This is a genomic window from Amycolatopsis sp. FU40, assembly GCF_021903635.1.
Classification (GTDB): Bacteria; Actinomycetota; Actinomycetes; order Mycobacteriales; family Pseudonocardiaceae; genus Amycolatopsis; species Amycolatopsis dendrobii.
Genome location: NZ_CP091381.1, coordinates 9637987 through 9657161, shown reverse-complemented (window position 1 = coordinate 9657161; position 19175 = coordinate 9637987). Strand labels below are relative to the sequence as shown.

Sequence of the window (19175 nt, the reverse complement as noted above, 5' to 3'; positions counted from 1 at the left end):
AGGCAACCTCGTGGTCGAATACCGCCATGTCTTTGCCTGATCGGGTGATCAATGCACTGCGCTGTTCGGTGTGTGCGGAGCCGGTCTCGCTGACCGGCCGGACGCTGCGCTGCGAGCGGCGGCATGCGTTCGACCTGGCCCGGCAGGGTTACGTCAACCTCCTGCACGCGCGCATCCCGGCGGGCACGGCCGACACCGCGCCGATGGTGGACGCGCGCGCCGCGTTCTTGTCTTCCGGGGCGTACGCGCCGCTCGCCGAGGCGGTCGCCTCCGCTGGTTCTGCTCGTGGACTGATCATCGACGCCGGTGCTGGACCGGGCTATTACCTCTCGCGGGTGCTGGACTCCGCTCCGGACGCGGTCGGCCTCGCGCTGGATGTGTCGGCGATCGCGTTGCGGCGGGCCGCGCGGGCACATGAGCGGCTGGGCGCGGCGGTGTGGAACCTGTGGGAACCGTGGCCGGTGGCCGACGAGGCGGCTTCGGTGGTGCTGGACGTGTTCTCGCCGCGGAACGCCGCGGAGTTCCACCGGGTGCTCGAGCCGGGCGGGAAGCTGGTGGTGGCGTCGCCGTTGCCGGGGCATCTCGCGGAACTGGGCGACCTGGTGCTCGCGGTGGACGCGCGGAAGGAAGAACGGCTCGAGGCCGCTTTGGGCGGGCTGTTCGTGCGGGAATCCGGGGTCGAGGTGGTCCGGACGCAGGCGTTCAGTGCGGAGCAGGTGCGGGATGTGGTGGCGATGGGGCCTGCCGGGTTCCATCTGGACCGGTACGGGCGGCGGGAGCGGCTCGAAGCGGCGGCGGGGCGGGACGTGACGCTGGCGGTTTCGGTGAGCACTTGGCGGAAGCGAGACGACGTGCCGTGAACGGAGTACGCCTGGCCGAGCCGAGCGACGTCGAGGCGATCTGCCAGTTCGGGGAAAGACACATCCCGCCGCACTACACCCCGCTGATCGGCGAGGCGGCGGCCCAGCACCAAGTGCGCCAGTGGTGGAACGAATCGCATATCGACGCGGCCGTTACTGACGGGCGGGTTGTCGTCGCCGAAACCGACGGGCGCGTCGTCGGCGTCGGACAGTGCGGGCCGGACCACGTCGTCTACAAGCTCTACCTGGCCCCGGAGCACCGCGGCCACGGGCTGGGCCCACGATTGCTCGACGCCCTGGCCAGCCGCCTGCCGGAAGGCGTCGACCAGCTGCGCATCGAACACTTCGCCGCCAACGAACGGGCCGCGGCGTTCTACGAACGGGAAGGTTTCGCGGTCGAGAGGATCGAGCCGGACCCCACTGGGGATCCGGCGCTCGCGGTGGTCTGGCGCGCCCGCCCGATCACTCTCCGGGAGGAATGGCCGCCACCCCCGGCGCTGGGTTAGCGTGGCGTCCGATGAGCGAACGTACCTGGGGCTTCCGCACCCGCGCCCTGCACGCAGGCGGCACTCCCGACCCCACCACCGGGGCCCGTGCGGTGCCGATCTACCAGACGACCAGCTTCGTGTTCGAGGACGCGGCCGACGCGGCCAATCTGTTCGCGCTGCAGAAGTACGGGAACGTCTACAGCCGGATCGGCAATCCGACCGTCGCGGCGTTCGAGGAGCGCATCGCGAGTCTCGAAGGGGCCATCGGCGGGGTCGCGACGGCCAGCGGGCAGGCGGCGGAGTTCCTGACGTTCGCGGCGCTCGCGGAGGCCGGCGACCACATCGTGTCGGCTGCCGGGCTGTACGGCGGGACCGTCACGCAGCTCACCGGGACGCTCGCGCGGTTCGGCATCGAGACGACGTTCGTGCACGGCGGCACCGAGGACTACGCCAAAGCGGTGACCGACCGCACGAAGCTGATCTACACCGAGGTGATCGGCAACCCGAGCGGCGCGATCGCGGACCTCGCCGGGCTGGCCGATCTCGCGCGTTCGCACGACATCCCGCTCGTGGTCGACGCGACGCTCGCCACGCCGTACCTCTGCCGCCCGATCGAGCACGGCGCGGACATCGTCCTGCACTCGGCCACGAAGTTCCTCGGCGGGCACGGCACGACGCTCGGCGGGGTCGTCGTCGAGGCGGGGACTTTCGACTGGGGCAACGGGAAGTTCCCCCGGATGACCGAGACCGTCGACAGTTACGGCGGGCTCAAGTATTGGGAGAACTTCGGCGAGTACGCGTTCTGCACGCGGCTGCGCGCGGAGCAGTTACGCGACGTTGGCGCGGTGTTGTCGCCGCATTCGGCGTTTTTGCTGCTGCAGGGCGTGGAAACGCTGCCGCAGCGGATGGACGCGCACGTCGTCAACGCGCAGGCGATCGCGGAGTACCTGAACGCGGACCCGCGGGTCGCGTGGGTGTCTTACGCGGGGTTGCCCGATCATCCGGATCACGAGCGGGCCGCGCGGTATCTGCCGCAGGGGCCGGGCGCGGTGTTTTCGTTCGGGGTGAAGGGCGGACGCGCGGCGGGCGAGAAGTTCGTGGAATCGGTGGAACTGTTGTCGCACTTGGCGAATGTCGGCGACGCGCGGACGTTGGTGATCCATCCGGCCTCGACGACGCACGCGCAACTGTCCGAGGACCAGCTCACCGCTGCGGGCGTGAGCGCGGACTTGATCCGGCTGTCGGTCGGGCTGGAGGACGTCGAGGATCTGCTGTGGGACCTCGACCAGGCCCTCGACAAGGCGGTGAACGCGTGAGCTACGACGTCGGAGCGGTCGAACGGCGGCGTCTTCTCGGGCGCACGAAATCGGTGACGATCGTGGGCGCGTCGGCGAATCCGGCGCGGCCGAGCTACTTCGTGGCGACGTATCTGCTGTCATCGACGCGGTACGAGGTCAACTTCGTGAACCCGCGGCTCGACACGCTGCTGGGGCGGCCGGTGTACCCGTCGCTGGCGGACGTGCCGGGCGAACTGGATCTGGTGAGCGTGTTCCGCAAGCACGATGACCTCCCCGGGGTGGCCGAGGAGGTCATCGAGGCAGGCGCGCGGACGTTGTGGCTCCAGCTCGGCCTGTGGCACGAACCGGTGGCGGACCGCGCCCGCGAGGCGGGGCTGGACGTGGTGATGAACCGCTGCGTGAAGATCGAACACGCGCGGTTCGCGGGCGGGTTGCATCTGGCTGGGTTCAACACCGGGGTGATCAGTTCGCGGCGGCAGACAGCGCCGTGAACCGGGTGCTGAGCTGAGTACGGTTGGCGGGTGAACGTGAACCGTCCTGAGGTCGAGATGACCCGCTTGGACGACCTCGAGGTCGTGTTCGTCGGCGAGTCGGTCTCGGTGCGCTTCGGCGAACGGCACGCGGCCACCCACCACCTCGACCGGCGGCTGTTCTTCACCGTGCGCGTCCAGGCGCCTGGCCTGGACGCCCGGTTGGAGGGCGTCACCAACTTCGTCACGGGCCGCGGCCTCGCCCGTTTCCTCGAAGGTCTCGACTTCCGCGGCTGGGAAGGCGAGCGACGGTGGGTCAACGCCGACCGCGACCTGATCGTCTCCGCGACCCACCGCTCCGGCGGCCGCGTCGAACTGGCCTGGACGATCCGGCCGTGGCGGCACTCCGTCTGCGGCGAATGGGAAGTCACCGTCACGACCGCGATGGAGGCGGGCGCCGAGAAGGACGACCTGGCCGCCCAGCTGCACGCTTTCCTTACCGCAGAAGGGTTTCCGGTCGAGTACAGCGAGGCCGGCTTCAGCTGACCGTCGCGACCAGGAACTCCTCCCCCGACGTCTCCAGCCCGTCCGGACGACCGGACAGATACCGCTTGTTCAGCTCCGCCGCGCTGACATGCTGGACGTCCTGGAAACCGCACTCCCGCGCGAAATCCAGCATCTCGTCCGGCGCGAAGAAGCTCACGAACGGCGTCCCCGCCGCCTTCGCGCCCTTCATCGCCGCCGCCCGGGCCGCGCGATCGGTTTCGTCCAGGTATTCCTCCGGCGTCTGGAACGTCATCGCCACCACGGTGCCCGGCGCGAAACCGGCGAGCGCGCGCAACGTCGCGGCGTTCGCCTCGCGAGTCAGGTACATGCTGACTCCCGTCGACGCCACCACGGCGGGCTTCTCCAGTTCAAAGCCGTTGGCAGCCAAGCGTTCCGGCCACTGTTCGCCGGATTCGAAGTCGACCGGCACGAACCGGTACGGGGCGGGCAGCCCGAGTTCGGCCAGCCGCGCGCGTTTCCACTCCTGCGTGCCCGGCTGGTCGATCTCGAACACCCGCACGCCCAGCTCCGGTTCCCGCTGCGCGAACGTGTCCAGCCCGGCGCCGAGCAGGACGTACTGCGAGACCCCGCGTTCGCGCACCAGATCTTCGGCAAACCGGCTGCGCAACGCGATTCCCGCGCGGAACCGGCGGGTGAAGTCCAGGTCCATGTCCGGCCGGGACCGCCAGTCCGGGCCGGGATCGGCCAACCGGAGACCGACCTCGTCGGCCAGCGCGTGCGGCGGCGGATCGGCGAGCACGTGCAGCGCACGCCACAACGCGACGCGCACCGCGGTGTGGTCCGGCTCGCTCACTTCGGGGCCCGCAGCGTCCAGATCCGGCCGTCCGGGTCCCGCACGGTCATCTCGCGGGTGCCGTAGTGGGTGTCTTCGAACGGGGTGACGACGTCGAGTTCCGCGTCGACCGACTCGTCCGGCACCGCCACCACCACGGCCGTCCTCGGCTCCTGTCCTTCGGGCACCTCGACGACGAACACCGGCGCGCCGTCGCCGTTCGAGAGCTGGCCCGAGTTGTGGTCGGTCTCGAAATCGAGGCTGAAACCCACGCGCTGCAGGAACTTCGCGGTTTTGCCCCAGTTGTGCGTCTCCATGACGAACATCGTGATGCCGTCGCTCATGTCAGCCGTCCTCTCGTTGTTCGGGCGGGGTGCCGAGATAAGCCCGCAAGGCCGCGGTGACCAGCGCGGACAGCGACTGCTCGGTTTCGATCGCCCGGTACTTCACCTGCTTGATCAGCTCGACCGGCAGGTAGACGTTGAATTGCTTGACCTCTTCACCGGCCATTCTAGGATGCTAGCAATCTAGCCAGCGGCGGACAAGGCCCGCCGTCGGCCGCCATGAGAGGGTGGAGGCATGGCGAAACCCTCCGGGCTGCAGATCAGGAACATCATCGCCGCCGTCCTGATGGCTGCCGCGTTCGTGTTCAACCTGGTGACCGGCGGCCCGTGGTGGGTCACCGCGATCGTCGGCGTCGCGGCTCTGCTGTCGTCCTTCTCCGCCTATCTGAACCGGCCCAGCGCGCGCGGCTGACCCGTCCGGGCAGTCCGGCCCGGACGCTCGGGCAGGAAGCTCTGTCGTTCAACCTTCGTCCGCACGGACGTCGCCTCCGGTTCAGCCGCCGCTGCTCTACTCGGCGCGGCCCGATCGCGGCAGGCGAAGGAGTGTTGGTGGCAGGGAACGGCTTCACCGTCCACACGGACGAGTTGCACAAATTCAGCGAGTACCTGGACAAGACGACCGTGCCGACGGTCAACGACTCCGCGAAAGCGGTGGACGACGCCAACGGCGGCGACATCGACGCGTTCGGCGTCGTGCTCGCGCAGGTGCTCGCGATTCCCGCGCGGATCGCGCTGAAAGCCGTCTCCGACAATCTGCACGGCGTCGCGAAGGACGTGACCGACAGCGCGGACAAGACGCGGCAAGCCAGCGAGCAGTACAGCAAGGGCGACCAGGACCTGGCGAAGGCGTTCGACAAGTTCAAGCCGGAGCAGGTGAAATGAGCGGCGTCGAGCCCATCACGGACAAGAACAGCACCACCGGCGCGGGTGTCGCGGACAGCTGGCACAGCGTCGTCTCGTCGATCCAGGAGATCCAGCACCTGCACGGAGCCGACGCGGCCGCGGTGGGGGTCGAGATCGGCGTGTCGATCGTCGGCGCGATCGCGGACACCGCGGCGTTCGTCCTCGACCCGTTCGGCAAGCTGATCGCGGCCGGGCTCGGCTGGCTGATCGAGCACATCTCGTTCCTCAAAGAGGGCCTCGACAAGCTCGCCGGCGACCCCGCGGCGATCAACAAGATGGCCGAGGAACTGCACAAGACCGCCGAGAACCTGCGCAACGCGGCGAAGGACCTCGACACCACGCTGGAGAAGACGGTCGCCAACTGGCAGGGCGAGGGCGCCGAGGCGTTCAAGAAGAACATCGGCGACCGGCGGGGCCAGATCGACAGCGCCGGGCACGCGGTCGACGTCGCGGGCTACGTGGTCAAGACGACGATGGCCCTGGTCTCCGTGGTGCGCTCGCTGATCCGCGACCTGATCACGACGTTCCTCGGCGACGTCATCGCGACGATGCTGATCGCGCTCGCGATGGCGGCGTTCACGTTCGGCGCGTCGATCGTGGTCGGGGTCGGCAACGTGATCCGGTCGGGGATCTCGCTGGCGCTGACGATGGCGTCCAAGATCGCCCGGGTGGTCGGTCTGGGCGGGCGCACCGCGAGCCGGTTGGCGCAACTGGCGGAGAAGGTGAAGCCCGGCCGCGGCGGCGGGTCGCACGGGGGCGGGAACAACCACGAGATGACCGACCTCGGCGGCAACCACGGCGGCGGGGGTCATGGCAGCGGCGGCGGGGGTGGCGGACAGGGTGGGCAGGGTGGTCACGGCGGGAACAACACGCCGCATGACGACGCTCCTGGCGGGAACAACCACCACGAAGACACCCCGGGCGGCAACAACCACCATGAGGATCCGCCGGGAAACAACACGAACCACGAGGACAGCCCGGGCGGCAACAACCATCACGAGGATCCGCCGGGCGGGAACAACAATCCGCACGACGACACCCCCGGGCACGACAACACGCCTGGCGGCAACAATCACCACGAAGACGCGCCGGGCGGGAACAACCATCACGAGGACCCGCCGGGCGGCAACAACAGTCCGCACGAGGAACGGCCGAACAACCAGCCGCACGAGGACGATCCGTTCGACACCTGGCTGGCTGCGGACCAGCACTTCAACCCGCCGCCCAACCGCCCGCACGACACCCCGGGCGGAAACACGCCGCACGAAGACGCCCCCGGCGGCGGGGGCAATCACCACGAGAACTCGCCGGGCGGGAGTTCCGGACACGACAACACCCCGGGCGGCAACAACCACCACGAAGACTCCCCCGGCGGCAACTCCGGACACGACAACACCCCAGGCGGCAACAACCACCACGAAGACGCGCCGGGCGGCAACAACAACCCGCACGAGGACACTCCCGGCGGGAACAACCATCACGACGACCCGCCCGGCAGCAACACGAACCACGAAGACCACCCCGGCGGGAACAACGCCGATCACGAGAACAACCCGGGCGGCAATCAGCACGAGAACAACCCTGGCGGCGGCAACCACGAGAACGGCGAAGGCAACGGCGGTAGCGGCGGCAACGGGGGCGTCGGGACCAGCGGAAGCGGCGGGTCCGGCCCGCAGTCGCCGTTCAAGCCGTACGAGTTCAGCTGGATGAAGAAGCACGAAAGCTGGCTGAAGAACGTCTGCGACATCCCCGGCATCAAGCAGTACACCGGCGGGAAGAACGTCTGGTCGGAGATCGTCAAGGGGCCGGAGGAGTTCTTCAAGCAGTACCCGAAGGTGTTCACCTTCCTCAAGACCATGTCCGACGCCAAGAGCAGCAAGAACTTCGTCGGCTGGGCCGGCAAGGACGCGGTCAACTTCGACAAGTCGATCACCGACATCCACATGCAGGCCGAGGAAGCCTGGAACGCCTCAGACGAGGAGTGGCGCAAGGAACACCCGGACCCGGCCGCCGCGGAGTAACCGGACCGAGAAGCCGTGAGGGCCGCCTTGAGGGAATCTGATTCCCTCAAGGCGGCCCTCACGGCCTTCAAGACACGGCCACCTCGCGATAAATCGAGCATTTCGGCACTACTTGAGTCCTTTGTGGACTGTCAGCGTGCCGCGTTCACGCGGCTTAAGTTCCTGGCATTGAGTCTGATTCCCTCAGGGTGGCCCTCACGGCGGTTCCCGGGCAAGGGGGCGCAAACAAACTCAGTCGGAGGTCTCCGCGAACCGCGCTGTCATGGCTTCCCGGCCGCGCTTGCTCAGCTCGCCGAACAGCCGCAGCCGGGCGAGGCCGCCGTCGGGATAGATGTCCAGGCGGACCTCGGTCACCTCGGGGCCGTCGTCAGCGAGGGCGAAGCGGTGCCGGGTGTCGGGCTGCAACCTGGTGTGCGGCAACAATTCCACCCATTCGCCCTCGTCGAGGCGGCCGCTCACCGAGGCCCAGCCGGGTGCGTTTCCCTTGAGGTTGCTGGTGTCCAGTTCCACGAACCGGATCAGGCCCGCGCCCGCCAGGGACACCGTCGCCCAGTCGTTGCCGTCGTCGCGGCGGCGGGCGGTTTCCCAACCCTCCGCTTGGTGCGCGGCGAGGCCTGGCGACAGCATGTTGTTCGGCGACGAATAGAACATGTCGCTGCATCCGGTGACAACCGCGCCGTTTTCCAACGCTGCCAGGTCCAGCGATCGCGGGTCGAGCAGCGAAGGGTCGGGCACCGGCGAACCGTGTACCCGCAGTCGTGCGACACCGCCGTCGGGGTGTTGGGTGAGGCGTACGTGGGTGTAGCGACGCGGGGACGTCACTTTGTAGTAGTTCTCCGAGTCCCCGACTGCCGGTTCGTGGTCGACCAGGACGTCCCAGTCGGCGTCCTGCAACTCCGCCGCGCTCGGGTAGCCGGGCACGGACGTCGCCGCCACGGAGACGAACGGCGGGTAGTTGCCCTTGAAGAACGCCGTGTCCACCACCACGCCGGAAACGACGCCGCCGAGGCCGAGGCGGACCAGCGCGTGGTCGTCGCCGGGTTCGCGGTGCCGCCGGGTCTCCCAGCCGTCGTACACCTGGCCCTTCGGGCCGAACGTTTCGGCGCGGTGCGCCGGCCGCCACGGGTTGACCAGGTTTTCCTTTTCGGCGAACAGTTCGTCGCTCGCCCACATCACGGTTCCCCCGAACAGGCGCGAGGCCAGATCAGGCTGGGTAGTCCACTCCGGACGGTCGGACACGTGCTCCTCCATCTCTTCAGCAATTGCCCCGGGTCAGCAGAGTCCCCCTCGGTTCGCCGCCGGTCACCGGCTCGCCGCGCAGCCACGTGCCGCGCACGACACCGGCCAGCGGACGCTGGTCGTACGCGCTCACCGGGTTTCGGTGGGCGAGCTTCGCGACGTCCACGACGAAGGCCTCGTCCGGCGCGAAGACGCAGAAATCGGCGTCGCCGCCCACTTCCAGTTTGCCCTTGCGGGTCATCCCCACCTGTGCGGCCGGACGCTCGGCCATCCAGCGCACCACATCGACGAGACCGAAGCCGCGCTGACGGGCCTGCGTCCAGATCGCGGGCAGACCGAGCTGCAGGCTGGAGATCCCGCCCCAGGCCAGACCGAAATCGCCGGTGTCAAAGCGTTTCAGCTCCGGCGTGCACGGCGAATGGTCGCTGACGATCGTGTCGATCACGCCGTCGGCCAAACCCTGCCACAGCAATTCCCGGTTCGCCGCCTCGCGGATCGGCGGGCAGCACTTGAATTGCGTCGCGCCGTCCCGGATTTCCTCCGCGACGAACGACAGATAGTGCGGGCAGGTTTCCACCGACAGCTCGACGCCCTCGCGGCGGGCGCTGGCGATCAGCGGCAAAGCGTCCGAAGAGGACAGATGCAGGATGTGCGCGCGAGCACCGGTGCGCCGGGCGGCTTCGATCACGTGCGTGATGGCCAGGTTTTCCGCGCCGCGCGGGCGGGAACCGAGGAAGTCGTGGTACTTCTCGCCGTGCGGATCGGGAGCGGCGTCGATCGCGTCGGAATCCTCCGCGTGCACGATCATCTGCGCGTCGAACGACTTCAGCTCGCGCAGCGCGGATTCCAGACCGGCCGCGTCCAACGGCGGGAACTCGTCGACGCCGGAGTGCAGCAGGAAGCACTTGAAACCGAAGACACCCTCGTCGTGCAGCCCGCGCAAATCGCCTTCGTTGCCCGGAATCGCGCCGCCCCAGAATCCGACGTCCACGTGGACGCGGCCGCTCGCCGCCTTGCGCTTGACCTCCAGCGCGGCCACGTCGACCGTCGGCGGCAGGCTGTTCAGCGGCATGTCCACGATCGTCGTGACGCCACCGGCGGCGGCCGCGCGCGTGGCGGTCTCGAAGCCTTCCCACTCGGCGCGGCCAGGGTCGTTGACGTGCACGTGGGTGTCCACGAGACCGGGCAGCAGCACCTCGTCTTCAGCCAGTTCGACGACCCGCGTGCCCGGCATCTCGACAACGCCGGGTTCCACAGCGACAATCCGGCCGTCCTGCACGCCGATCGTCGCCGGCCCGAGACCGGCGGGGGTCACCGCACGTGCGGCCCGCACCACGAGGTCCATCGACGGCCTCCTCCAGTTCCACGTTACGGAAAGAGTCTTTCGCTCACCGAGATTAGACACGTCCTTCCCGGCTCGTCAACGCCGTCCTTCCCACGTTACGGTCACCGGGTGGAGTTGGAAGCCGAGTTCACCAGCGAGCCGTTCCGCGGCGAGGGCGCACCGCCGGAGCACGCTGTCCGCGCCCGCGACGCCGCCGACGCGGCCGGGCTCGACACCGACTTCGGGCCGCTCGGCACCCTGGCCCGCGGGACCGCCGACGAACTGTTCGCCGCCCTGCCGTCGATCGCCCGCGCCGCCCTCGAAGGCGGGGCCACCCGGGTGACGCTGCAACTGCGCCGGACCGACGATTCCGACACCGTTCCCGCGGTCGAACTCAACAGCGCGCTGTCGCGATTGATCTCCGACGTGGAACGCGAACTCGGCTCGAAACTCCGCGATCTCGACCGCCCGGAAAAGCAGCGCGCGGTGCGCCTGCTGCGCGAGCGAGGGGCCTTCAACCTGCGGAAATCGGTTTCGGCCGTCGCCGAGGAACTGGGCGTCACGCGGTTCACGGTCTACAACTACCTCAACCGGGAAGCCGACTGAAAGAGCCGCGAGCCGCAATTCAACAAAGTGTTGACGCACGCTCGGCCCGGCCGTACGGTCAGCGGAACACCACCTCCCCTTCAGGAGATTCCGTTGCCGCTCGCACTCGCCGAGTTCAACTCCGCGCCCGCCGCCGAACTCCGGCCGACGCTCACCGCCTGCCTGGCCGTGCCGCGCTGGGTCGACACGGTGCTCGAAGGCCGCCCGTACGCCGATTTCGCCGCGCTGAGCAAGAGCGCGGACAGCGCGACCCCGTTGCGCCGCAACGAGATCCGCGACGCGATCGCCGCGCATCCGAGGATCGGGGAACGGCCGACCAGCAATGGCAGCGACGCCGACTGGTCCCGTTCGGAGCAGTCCGGAGTGGACAACGCGGACGAATTCGCCGCCGCCAACGCCGAGTACGAAGAACGCTTCGGCCACGTCTTCCTGGTGTGCGCGAGCGGGCGCAGCGGCGAGGAACTGCTCGCGAACCTGCGCTCCCGGCTCGGCAACGACCCGGAAACCGAACTCGACGTCGCCGGAGCGGAGCTGGCCAAGATCGCGCACCTGCGCCTGGCGAAAGCGGTAACGGCATGAGCGCCGCCTGCAAGCGAATCATGGATATTCATGCCGTCGCCTCCCAGGCAGACAGCGTGGAACCCGTCAAGGAGGCGACGGCATGAGTCTTGTGACCACGCACGTCCTCGACACCGCGACCGGCAAGCCCGCCGCCGGGATCGCCGTGCGTTTCGAGGGCCAGGACGGCTCGCTGATCGCCGAGGGCGCGACCGACGACGACGGCCGCATCCGCGACCTCGGCCCGGACACGCTCGACCCCGGGGTGTACCGGCTGATCTTCGACACCGGGAGCTACCTCGGCCCGGAGGCGTTCTTCCCCGACGTCACGATCGCTTTCCGGATCGTCGACGGCACGTCGCACCACCATGTGCCGGTGCTGCTGAGCCCGTTCGCCTATTCCACCTATCGCGGGAGCTGACATGGGAATCTCGTTGGGCCCCAACCAGTACGGCAAGGCCGAGGTCCGCCTCGTCACCGTCCGGCGCGCCGGCGGCGTGCACCATCTGCGCGACCTCACGGTGTCCTCGGCCCTGCGCGGCGACCTGTCGGCCACGCACCTCACCGGCGACAACTCCGCCGTGCTGGCCACCGACACGCAGAAGAACACGGTGTACGCGTTCGCCAAGCAGCAGGACGTCGGCGAGATCGAGGACTTCGCGCTGCGGCTCGGCCAGCACTTCGTCGGCACCCAGGAAAAGATCACCGGCGCGCGGATTTCCGTCGAAGAGCAGGAATGGGACCGCATCACCGTCGACGGCGCGCCGCACGACCACTCGTTCAGCCGTTCCGGCGGCGAACGCCGGACCACGACCGTCACCGTGCACGCCGACCGCGCCTGGGTGGTGTCCGGAGTGGACGGTCTGGTGGTGCTCAAGTCCACCGGGTCCGAATTCCACGGCTACCCGAAGGACGAGTACACCACGCTCGCCGAAACCGACGACCGCATTCTCGCCACCGCCGTGACCGCGCGCTGGCGCTACGAGGGATTCACCGGGATCGACTGGGCCAAGAGCCATCGGGAGATCCGGCGGACGCTCCTGGAGACGTTCGCCACCAAGCACAGTCTTTCGCTGCAGCAGACCCTGTACGCGATGGGCGAAGCCGTGCTGCAGGCACGGCCGGAAGTAGCCGAGATCCGGTTCTCTCTGCCCAACAAGCACCATTTCCTCGTCGATCTAAGCCCCTTCGGCCTCGAGAACCACAACGAGGTGTTCTACGCCGCGGACCGACCGTACGGCCTCATCGAAGGCACAGTAGTCCGCGACGAAGCCGAAGAGCCCGGCCCGGCCTGGACCGACGCCGTGCTCTAGCCCCGAGTCCCCTCCGGGAGAGCGCATGTCAGTTGCACAGGAACGACCTTCTCGGCACCCCGTGGACGCGGCGCCCCCGCTGCCGCAGTTGATCCTCGGAGGAATCCAGCACGTCGCGGCCATGTACGCCGGAGTGGTGGCGCCACCGCTCGTCATCGGCGCGGCCGTCGGCCTCTCCCCCGGCCAGCTCGCGCTGCTGATCAGCGCGGCGCTGTTCACCGCGGGGCTGGCCACCTTATTGCAGACCCTCGGCTTCTGGCGCTTCGGCGCGAGACTGCCGCTGGTCAACGGCGTCACTTTCGCCGCCGTCGCACCCATCCTGTCCATCGCCGCGCAGCATCGCGACGGCAACGCGCTGGGCGTCGTCTACGGCGCCACGCTCGTCGGCGGCGTGTTCGTGGTGTTCGCCGCTCCGTTTTTCTCCAAGCTGACGCGGTTTTTCCCGCCGGTGGTGACGGGGACGGTCATCACGCTCATCGGGATTTCCCTGCTGCCGGTCGCCGTGCAGTGGATCGCCGCCCAGCACAAATCGGCCAAGCCCAGCGGCCTCGTGCTGGCCGGGATCACCCTGGTCGCGGTGCTCGTCTTCACCCGGTTCCTGACCGGGTTCTGGAGCCGGATCGCGCTGCTGCTCGGCCTGGTCGTGGGCACCGCCGCGGCGTGGCCGATGGGCCAGGTCGACACGTCGACGCTGCGGCAGGCCCCGGTGTTCGGCATCGTGACGCCGTTCCACTTCGGCACGCCGGCATTCGACATCGCGGCGATCGTCTCGATGCTCATCGTGATGCTCGTGATCATGGCGGAAAGCACCGCTGACCTGCTGGCACTCGGCGAAATCGTGGACCGGCCGACCACCAGCCGGGTGCTGGCCGACGGCCTGCGCGCGGACGGGCTCTCCACCGCCGTCGGCACGATCTTCGGCGGGTTCGCCTGCACGGCGTTCGCGCAGAACATCGGGCTCGTGTCGCTCACCCGCATGGTGAGCCGGTACGTGGTCGCGGCCAGCGGCGTCGTGCTCGTGCTGCTGGGAGTGTTCCCGGTGACCGGCGGGATCGTCGCGCTGGTGCCGCAGCCGGTGCTCGGCGGGGCCGGGCTGGTGCTGTTCGGCAGCGTCGCGGTGAGCGGCATCCGGACGCTCGCGAAGGCGTCGTTCGAGCATCCGGTCAACGTCGCGATCGTCGCAGCGTCGCTCGGCGTCGGGCTCATCCCGATCGCCATGCCGGACTTCTACTCCGGGTTCCCGGCGGCGTTGCAGGTCGTGCTCAACTCCGGGATCAGCGCGGGCTGCGTGACCGCGGTGGTGCTGAACCTGGTGCTCCGGCCGCGCTTGATAGAACGCTCTACTGTCAAGGAGCTATCCTCGGTGTCGTGACTGGCACCAAGGACCGCATCCTCGCCGCCGGGGCGGAACTGTTCCGCCAAGGCGGGTACGCGGGCACCGGCATGAAGCAGATTGTCGAGAAGGCCGGCGCGCCCTTCGGGTCGGTGTACCACTTCTTCCCCGGCGGCAAGGAGCAGCTGGGCGAAGAAGTGGTACGCACCTCGGGGATGCAATACGCGCAGCTGTTCGAGGTTTTCATTGCTCCCGCGCCGGACCTGATCACCGGCCTGGAAACCTTCTTCGGGGCCGCGGTCACCACGCTGCTCGAAACGGACTACGTCGAGGGCTGCCCGATCGCGACCGTCGCGCTCGAAGTGGCGACTACGAACGAACCGCTGCGCAAGGCCACCGCGGACGTGTTCGAGGCGTGGACCAAAGCGGGCACCAAGGGATTTTGCGCCTTCGGCCTTCCCGAGGAGCACGCCCGCACCCTCACGCTCGCCTTGGTGACCAGCCTGGAGGGCGCGTTCGTGTTGTGCCGCTCCATGCGGACGACTGAACCGATGGCGGTCGCGGGCGCGGCGGTGGTCGACGTAGCGCGACGGCTGCTGACCGAACTGGGCGACGACGGGAAGCGGCGTCCCGAGGACGGCTAAGCTGGAGCCAGCGTCCGGGTCCTCGGGAGGTGGCCGGTGTTCGGTCTCAGCATCGACCACATCGTGATTTTGCTGCTCGCCGGGTTGTTCATCCTCGGCCCGGAACGGCTGCCCGAGGCGGCGCACTGGGTCGCGCAGACCCTGAAACGGGCCCGCGGGTTCGCCGCGGGCGCCAAAGCCCAGCTCGAAGCCGAGATCGGCCCGGAGTACCAGGAACTGCGGAAACCGTTGCAGGAACTGCAGTCCCTGCGGATAGGGAACCCTCGGGCAGCCGTGACGAGGTATTTGCTCGACGACACTCCCCCGGCCTCGACGCCGCCGCGAGCCCCGGCGGTTCCGGCTCCGGTTCCGTTGCGGGCGAACGAGCGGCCGCCGGTCGATCCCGACGCCACCTGAGTCATTCGGGATTATTCGGACGCGCGCCACGCCCATCCGGCGAGCACGAGCAGTTCGACGAGTTCCAGCACGGCCATCAGCCGTTCCACGAGCCCGGTCGCGACGGTCGGCAGATGCTGCCCGAACGCGACATTGGCCGCGAACGGAATGAGAAACGGCAGAAAGAACGGCACGGCCGCCAGCCCCAAAATACGCGACCAGCGCGCATAACCCCGCCACTGCGGCGAATTCCGGTGCGCGCGGCCGAGCAGCCATCCGGCTAACGGCAAACTCACACAACTGATCCCGGTCGCGCCGAGATGCACTTTGCCGACCCACGTCACCGCATTTCCCTGCGGGTCCTTCGTGAACAACGCGACCGCCGCGAGCCCGGCGCACCAAGCGGTCGTCGCGACGACCGTCAGCGTTCCGCGCAGCAGGCCCCGGCCGCGCAGGACCGCGGCCACCACGACCGAACCAGCCGACGTCAGCAGCATCGCCGCCGCCCACATCCACCAGCCGGGAGTCCAGGCGTAGTCGCTGAGCATCGCGCTGACCGGGTCGATCGGGCCCCAGTAGCGGTCGACGTGCAGCACCACCAGGAACGCCGCCGCGGCCAGCACCGCGGCCACCGCGGCGCCGAGCGCGCGTTTCGTTCCTTTCGCCGCCGGAGCCGGCGCCAGCGCCGGGATCGGCGCCGGGGTCAGTTCTGTGGTCACCGCAGGTTCTCCGCTCCGCCCGTCCGCTTTCCCGAAAGCATATCCCGGGTACCGTCCCGTCGCTTTCGGACAGTCCGACCGAATTGCCGCGCATTCTCAGCGTCCTGCCAGAAATCGTGACTACCCTCGCGGCCGTTCACTGATTTCTACCGACGGGAAATCCATGCCTGCCGCGCGCGGTACGGAATTGCGGCTGCTTCTGTTCGCGGTGGCGATCGTCTGGTGCGCGTTCCTGCTCGTGGACGCGAACGCCTTGGCACAGCTCAGCTTCTCCGTCGTCGGCTACGGCGCGTCGTTCACCGCGGTGGTCGCGGTGGCGCACCTCGCGGTCCGGCGCTGGGCCCCGCACGCGGATCCGCTGATCCTGCCGTGCACCGTGCTGCTGAACGGCTTGGGGCTGGTGGTGATCCACCGGATCGACCTCGGGCTCGCCGAACAGGCGGTGCAGCGCGGAAAACAGTACTCGGCCGTCGCCGGGCAGCAGGTGCTGTGGACGGTCGTGGCGCTGGCGTTGTTCCTGGCAGTGCTCGGTTTCGTCCGCGATCACCGCGTGCTGACCCGCTACGGCTACCTCGCCGGGCTGGCCGGAATCGTCGCGGTGATCCTGCCCGCGCTGCTGCCGTCGTCGCTGTCGGAGGCCAACGGCGCGAAGGTGTGGATCAGGATCGGCCCGATGTCGCTCCAGCCGGGCGAATTCGCGAAGCTGCTGCTGATCGTGTTCGCCGCGACGACGCTGGTGGCGAAACGGGAATTGTTCCGCGTCGCCGGGCGCAAGGTGCTCGGCGTCGAACTGCCGCGGGCGCGCGACCTCGGGCCGATCGTGCTCGCCGCGCTCGGCTGCGTGGCGGTGCTGGCGTTCGAGAAGGAACTCGGCGCCTCGCTGCTGTTCTTCGGGATCGTGCTGGTGATGATCTACCTCGCGACCGAACGGGCGGTCTGGGTGTATGCCGGGCTGACGGTGTTCGCGGGCGGGTGCGTGCTGGCGTACTTCCTGTTCAACCACGTGCGGCAGCGGGTCGCGAACTGGATCGACCCGCTCGCGACCTACGACCAGGCCGGCGGCGGGTACCAGGTCGCGCAGGGCTTGTTCGGCCTCGGCACCGGCGGCATGGGCGGAACCGGCCTCGGCGAGGGCAGGCCGGACATCGTGCCCGAGTCGAACACCGACTTCATCACCGCCAGCATCGGCGAGGAACTGGGTTTCCTCGGGCTGGCCGCGGTGCTGATGCTGTACCTGCTGATCGCGCTGCGCGGAATGCGGCACGCGCTGGCCGTCCGGGACAGCTTCGGGAAACTCCTCGGCGGCGGGCTGGCATTCACCGTGGTGATGCAGATTTTCGTGGTCGTGGGCGGGGTGACGAAGCTGATTCCGGAGACTGGGATCACCGCCCCGTTCCTGTCGAAGGGCGGTTCGTCGCTGCTCGCGAACTACGTCCTGGTCGCCTTGCTGCTGCGGATCTCCGACGCGGCGCGCAAGCCAAGCGCGACCGATCCGGTGCAAGCGGTGCGGGCGCCGCTGGCAGAAGCGGGAACAGTGCTGGTCAGACGGCCGCAATAAGCTAGCTGACCGGACGGGGGACGCCGCCCGGCAGCGTCTCTTCCGTCCGGCCGTCTACCGCGGAAGGACTGACATGTCATCGAGCGGCGCAACGAGGGACGGAACCGGGGGTGGACCGACTACGCCCCGGGCAAGTTCCGGAACCTGGAGACCAACGCCTGCCTCTCCGCGAGCAGAACGGCCGTGTTCATCACGACCTGGACGACCTCGTCCACAACGAACAGGTACTTCAAGACGTTCAGACCAGGCTCTGCCTGAACAACAGCGGGGGCAGCCCCGAAGCCGCCGGAGTGCGGATCTGCCACGCGCCGACTGCGCTGTGGACCGTGGAACGAGCCTGACTCTGGAACCGATGGGCCGTTCTCGCGGACGGCCCACCGGACCGGGCTACCGGTCTTCGCGCAGCCGAGCACTCGCCTTCGTCAGCTCCCCCGCGATCGCCGATTCGTCGGCCGTCGCGAGCTGCCCGGCGTCTACCACCGTTTTCCCGCCCACGAACAGCTTCCGCAGCGGCGGCGGCGCGGCCAGCACCAGCGCCGCGACCGGGTCCTCGATGCCCGCGTAGTTCAGCCCGTTCAGATCCCACACCGCCAGATCCGCGAGCTTCCCCACCTCGACCGAGCCCATGTCGCGCTCCCGGCCGAGACAGCGTGCGCCGCCCATTGTCCCTAGCCACAACGCTTCCCGCGTCGTTAGGCCGGTCGGCCCGCCGCGTTGCCGGGCCTGCAGCAACGCCTGATGCAGTTCCTCCGCCAAGCCGCCGGATTCGCTGGAAGCCGCGCCGTCGACGCCCAAACCGACCGGCGCGCCCGCGTCGAGCAAGTCCCGCACGGGAGCGATTCCGCTGCCCAGTCGGCCATTCGACGTCGGGCAATGCGCGGAACCGGTTGACGTCGCGCCGAACCGACGGATTGCGTCGGGCGCGAGGTGCACGGTGTGTGCGAGCCAGACGTCGGGTGCCAGCCAGCCCAGTTTGTCCGCGTACTCCGCGGGCGTGAGGCCGGTTTCGGCGAGGCATTGCTTTTCCTCGTCCTGGGTTTCGGCCAAATGCGTGTGCAGCCGGACGCCCTTGCGCCGGGCCAACGCGGCCGAATCGGCCATCAGGCGCTCGGTGACGGTGAACGGCGAGCACGGGCCAGCGGCGATCTGGAGGTGCGCGCCCGGCGAGGCGTCGTGGTAGCGGTCGATCGCGGCTTCGGTGCCGAGAAGGGCGTCCTCGGCGGTCTCGACCAGGCTGTCCGGCGGCAGCCCGCCGTCCGATTCGCCGCGGTCCATCGAGCCGCGGACCAGGTGCAACCGCAAGCCGATCCGCTCCCGCGCAGCAGCGAGCGCGGCTATCTGGTCGCCGCCGTCGGCCGGGAAGACGTAGTGGTGGTCGGCGACCGTGGTGCAGCCGCTCAAGGCGAGCCGTGCCATTCCGGCTGCGCCCGCGGCGTGCGTGATCTCCGCGTCCAGCTTGGCCCACACCGGGTACAGCGCGACGAGCCACTCGAACAGCGTGTGGTCGGCGGCGAGGCCCCGGGTGGCCCATTGGTAGAGGTGGTGGTGCGTGTTCACGAGGCCCGGCGTGACGAGGCAGCCACCCGCGTCGACGCGTTCGTCCGCCTCGCCGGCGAAAGCACCGTCACCGACAGCCGCGATGCGGTCGTCCTCGATCACGACATGTCCGGTGCGGTATTCGGGACCGCTGACCGTCGCGATCGCGGCGTTCTCGACGACTGTCCTCATGCGGCACTCACCTCCGGAAGGGTTCGTGAGTGGCTACCCCGGATTCGGGGCAGCC

The 19175-nt window shown here is 68.9% G+C and carries 23 protein-coding genes; 16 read left to right on the top strand and 7 right to left on the bottom strand.

Annotation, left to right across the window (positions count from 1 at the left end):
• The first annotated feature begins 26 nt into the window (after positions 1 to 26).
• The 5 genes from L3Q65_RS45735 to L3Q65_RS45715 are packed head-to-tail and all read left to right on the top strand — an operon-like array spanning position 27 to position 3662.
• Positions 27 to 860, top strand: a complete 834-nt coding sequence (locus L3Q65_RS45735) for a putative RNA methyltransferase (protein ID WP_182895635.1) — start codon at positions 27 to 29, stop codon at positions 858 to 860.
• Complete coding sequence (locus L3Q65_RS45730) at positions 857 to 1366, top strand: GNAT family N-acetyltransferase (RefSeq protein ID WP_182895634.1); 510 nt, start codon at positions 857 to 859, stop codon at positions 1364 to 1366. Before L3Q65_RS45735 ends, L3Q65_RS45730 begins: the two co-directional genes overlap by 4 nt.
• A gap of 11 nt (positions 1367 to 1377) precedes the next feature.
• Positions 1378 to 2664, top strand: a complete 1287-nt coding sequence (locus L3Q65_RS45725) for an O-acetylhomoserine aminocarboxypropyltransferase/cysteine synthase family protein (RefSeq protein ID WP_237598424.1) — start codon at positions 1378 to 1380, stop codon at positions 2662 to 2664.
• A complete protein-coding gene (locus tag L3Q65_RS45720) occupies positions 2661 to 3137 on the top strand; it encodes a CoA-binding protein (protein WP_237598423.1) in 477 nt (158 codons plus the stop codon). Before L3Q65_RS45725 ends, L3Q65_RS45720 begins: the two co-directional genes overlap by 4 nt.
• Before the next feature lie 30 nt (positions 3138 to 3167).
• The gene (locus L3Q65_RS45715; protein ID WP_182895631.1) at positions 3168 to 3662 is read left to right on the top strand and encodes a DUF6228 family protein; all 495 of its coding nucleotides are present in this window, start codon (positions 3168 to 3170) and stop codon (positions 3660 to 3662) included.
• Here L3Q65_RS45715 and L3Q65_RS45710 read toward each other — a convergent pair.
• Genes L3Q65_RS45710 through L3Q65_RS45700 form a run of 3 tightly spaced genes read right to left on the bottom strand, consistent with a single transcriptional unit; the run spans position 3655 to position 4965 of the window.
• Complete coding sequence (locus tag L3Q65_RS45710) at positions 3655 to 4476, bottom strand: class I SAM-dependent methyltransferase (protein WP_237598422.1); 822 nt, start codon at positions 4474 to 4476, stop codon at positions 3655 to 3657. The two genes, L3Q65_RS45715 and L3Q65_RS45710, sit on opposite strands and share 8 nt — an antisense overlap.
• Positions 4473 to 4799 carry a VOC family protein gene (locus L3Q65_RS45705; protein WP_182895630.1) on the bottom strand — a complete coding sequence of 109 codons (327 nt, stop codon included), beginning with the start codon at positions 4797 to 4799 and terminating at the stop codon, positions 4473 to 4475. The genes L3Q65_RS45710 and L3Q65_RS45705 overlap by 4 nt, the downstream gene beginning before the upstream one ends.
• Before the next feature lies 1 nt (position 4800).
• The gene (locus tag L3Q65_RS45700) at positions 4801 to 4965 is read right to left on the bottom strand and encodes a ribbon-helix-helix protein, CopG family (protein ID WP_009074407.1); all 165 of its coding nucleotides are present in this window, start codon (positions 4963 to 4965) and stop codon (positions 4801 to 4803) included.
• A gap of 69 nt (positions 4966 to 5034) precedes the next feature.
• Between L3Q65_RS45700 and L3Q65_RS45695 the strand changes: the two genes are divergently transcribed.
• From L3Q65_RS45695 to L3Q65_RS45685, 3 genes are all read left to right on the top strand, one after another.
• Complete coding sequence (locus L3Q65_RS45695; protein WP_167441866.1) at positions 5035 to 5211, top strand: hypothetical protein; 177 nt, start codon at positions 5035 to 5037, stop codon at positions 5209 to 5211.
• A gap of 137 nt (positions 5212 to 5348) precedes the next feature.
• Positions 5349 to 5681: a type VII secretion target gene (locus L3Q65_RS45690; RefSeq protein WP_182895629.1), complete on the top strand. Its 333-nt coding sequence runs from the start codon at positions 5349 to 5351 to the stop codon at positions 5679 to 5681.
• Positions 5678 to 7723 (top strand): WXG100 family type VII secretion target, encoded by a 2046-nt coding sequence (locus L3Q65_RS45685; protein ID WP_237598421.1) that lies wholly within the window; start codon positions 5678 to 5680, stop codon positions 7721 to 7723. The genes L3Q65_RS45690 and L3Q65_RS45685 overlap by 4 nt, the downstream gene beginning before the upstream one ends.
• A 231-nt stretch (positions 7724 to 7954) precedes the next feature.
• On the opposite strand, the gene alc is transcribed toward L3Q65_RS45685, so the two are convergent.
• Together alc and allB are read right to left on the bottom strand one after the other, a co-directional pair.
• On the bottom strand, positions 7955 to 8974 hold the full coding sequence (alc, locus tag L3Q65_RS45680) for an allantoicase (protein ID WP_182895627.1): 1020 nt from the start codon (positions 8972 to 8974) through the stop codon (positions 7955 to 7957).
• 4 nt (positions 8975 to 8978) lie between these two features.
• Positions 8979 to 10307: an allantoinase AllB gene (gene allB, locus L3Q65_RS45675; protein WP_182895626.1), complete on the bottom strand. Its 1329-nt coding sequence runs from the start codon at positions 10305 to 10307 to the stop codon at positions 8979 to 8981.
• Between the two features lie 108 nt (positions 10308 to 10415).
• Here allB and L3Q65_RS45670 point away from each other — a divergent pair, with 108 nt between their 5' ends.
• From L3Q65_RS45670 to L3Q65_RS45640, 7 genes are all read left to right on the top strand, one after another.
• Complete coding sequence (locus L3Q65_RS45670; RefSeq protein ID WP_043833120.1) at positions 10416 to 10892, top strand: helix-turn-helix domain-containing protein; 477 nt, start codon at positions 10416 to 10418, stop codon at positions 10890 to 10892.
• Between the two features lie 93 nt (positions 10893 to 10985).
• Positions 10986 to 11471 carry a 2-oxo-4-hydroxy-4-carboxy-5-ureidoimidazoline decarboxylase gene (gene uraD / locus L3Q65_RS45665; protein WP_237598420.1) on the top strand — a complete coding sequence of 162 codons (486 nt, stop codon included), beginning with the start codon at positions 10986 to 10988 and terminating at the stop codon, positions 11469 to 11471.
• A gap of 82 nt (positions 11472 to 11553) precedes the next feature.
• The gene (gene uraH, locus L3Q65_RS45660) at positions 11554 to 11871 is read left to right on the top strand and encodes a hydroxyisourate hydrolase (RefSeq protein ID WP_182895624.1); all 318 of its coding nucleotides are present in this window, start codon (positions 11554 to 11556) and stop codon (positions 11869 to 11871) included.
• Position 11872: 1 nt separating this feature from the next.
• Complete coding sequence (pucL, locus tag L3Q65_RS45655; protein WP_237598419.1) at positions 11873 to 12763, top strand: factor-independent urate hydroxylase; 891 nt, start codon at positions 11873 to 11875, stop codon at positions 12761 to 12763.
• 25 nt (positions 12764 to 12788) lie between these two features.
• Positions 12789 to 14135, top strand: coding sequence for a nucleobase:cation symporter-2 family protein (locus L3Q65_RS45650; RefSeq protein ID WP_182895622.1), 1347 nt, complete (start codon positions 12789 to 12791; stop codon positions 14133 to 14135).
• Entirely contained in the window at positions 14132 to 14740 is a 609-nt protein-coding gene (locus L3Q65_RS45645; RefSeq protein WP_182895621.1) for a TetR/AcrR family transcriptional regulator, read from the top strand. Before L3Q65_RS45650 ends, L3Q65_RS45645 begins: the two co-directional genes overlap by 4 nt.
• A 36-nt stretch (positions 14741 to 14776) precedes the next feature.
• Positions 14777 to 15136: a twin-arginine translocase TatA/TatE family subunit gene (locus L3Q65_RS45640; RefSeq protein ID WP_182895620.1), complete on the top strand. Its 360-nt coding sequence runs from the start codon at positions 14777 to 14779 to the stop codon at positions 15134 to 15136.
• 11 nt (positions 15137 to 15147) lie between these two features.
• Here the strand turns inward: L3Q65_RS45640 and L3Q65_RS45635 are convergent, their stop codons facing one another.
• Positions 15148 to 15834 carry a DUF998 domain-containing protein gene (locus L3Q65_RS45635; RefSeq protein ID WP_237598418.1) on the bottom strand — a complete coding sequence of 229 codons (687 nt, stop codon included), beginning with the start codon at positions 15832 to 15834 and terminating at the stop codon, positions 15148 to 15150.
• Between the two features lie 163 nt (positions 15835 to 15997).
• On the opposite strand from L3Q65_RS45635, the gene L3Q65_RS45630 reads away from it, so the two are divergent.
• Positions 15998 to 17392 carry an FtsW/RodA/SpoVE family cell cycle protein gene (locus L3Q65_RS45630; RefSeq protein WP_237598417.1) on the top strand — a complete coding sequence of 465 codons (1395 nt, stop codon included), beginning with the start codon at positions 15998 to 16000 and terminating at the stop codon, positions 17390 to 17392.
• A 387-nt stretch (positions 17393 to 17779) separates the two neighbouring features.
• Here the strand turns inward: L3Q65_RS45630 and L3Q65_RS45625 are convergent, their stop codons facing one another.
• The gene (locus L3Q65_RS45625) at positions 17780 to 19120 is read right to left on the bottom strand and encodes an 8-oxoguanine deaminase (RefSeq protein ID WP_182895617.1); all 1341 of its coding nucleotides are present in this window, start codon (positions 19118 to 19120) and stop codon (positions 17780 to 17782) included.
• Between the last annotated feature and the right edge of the window lie 55 nt (positions 19121 to 19175).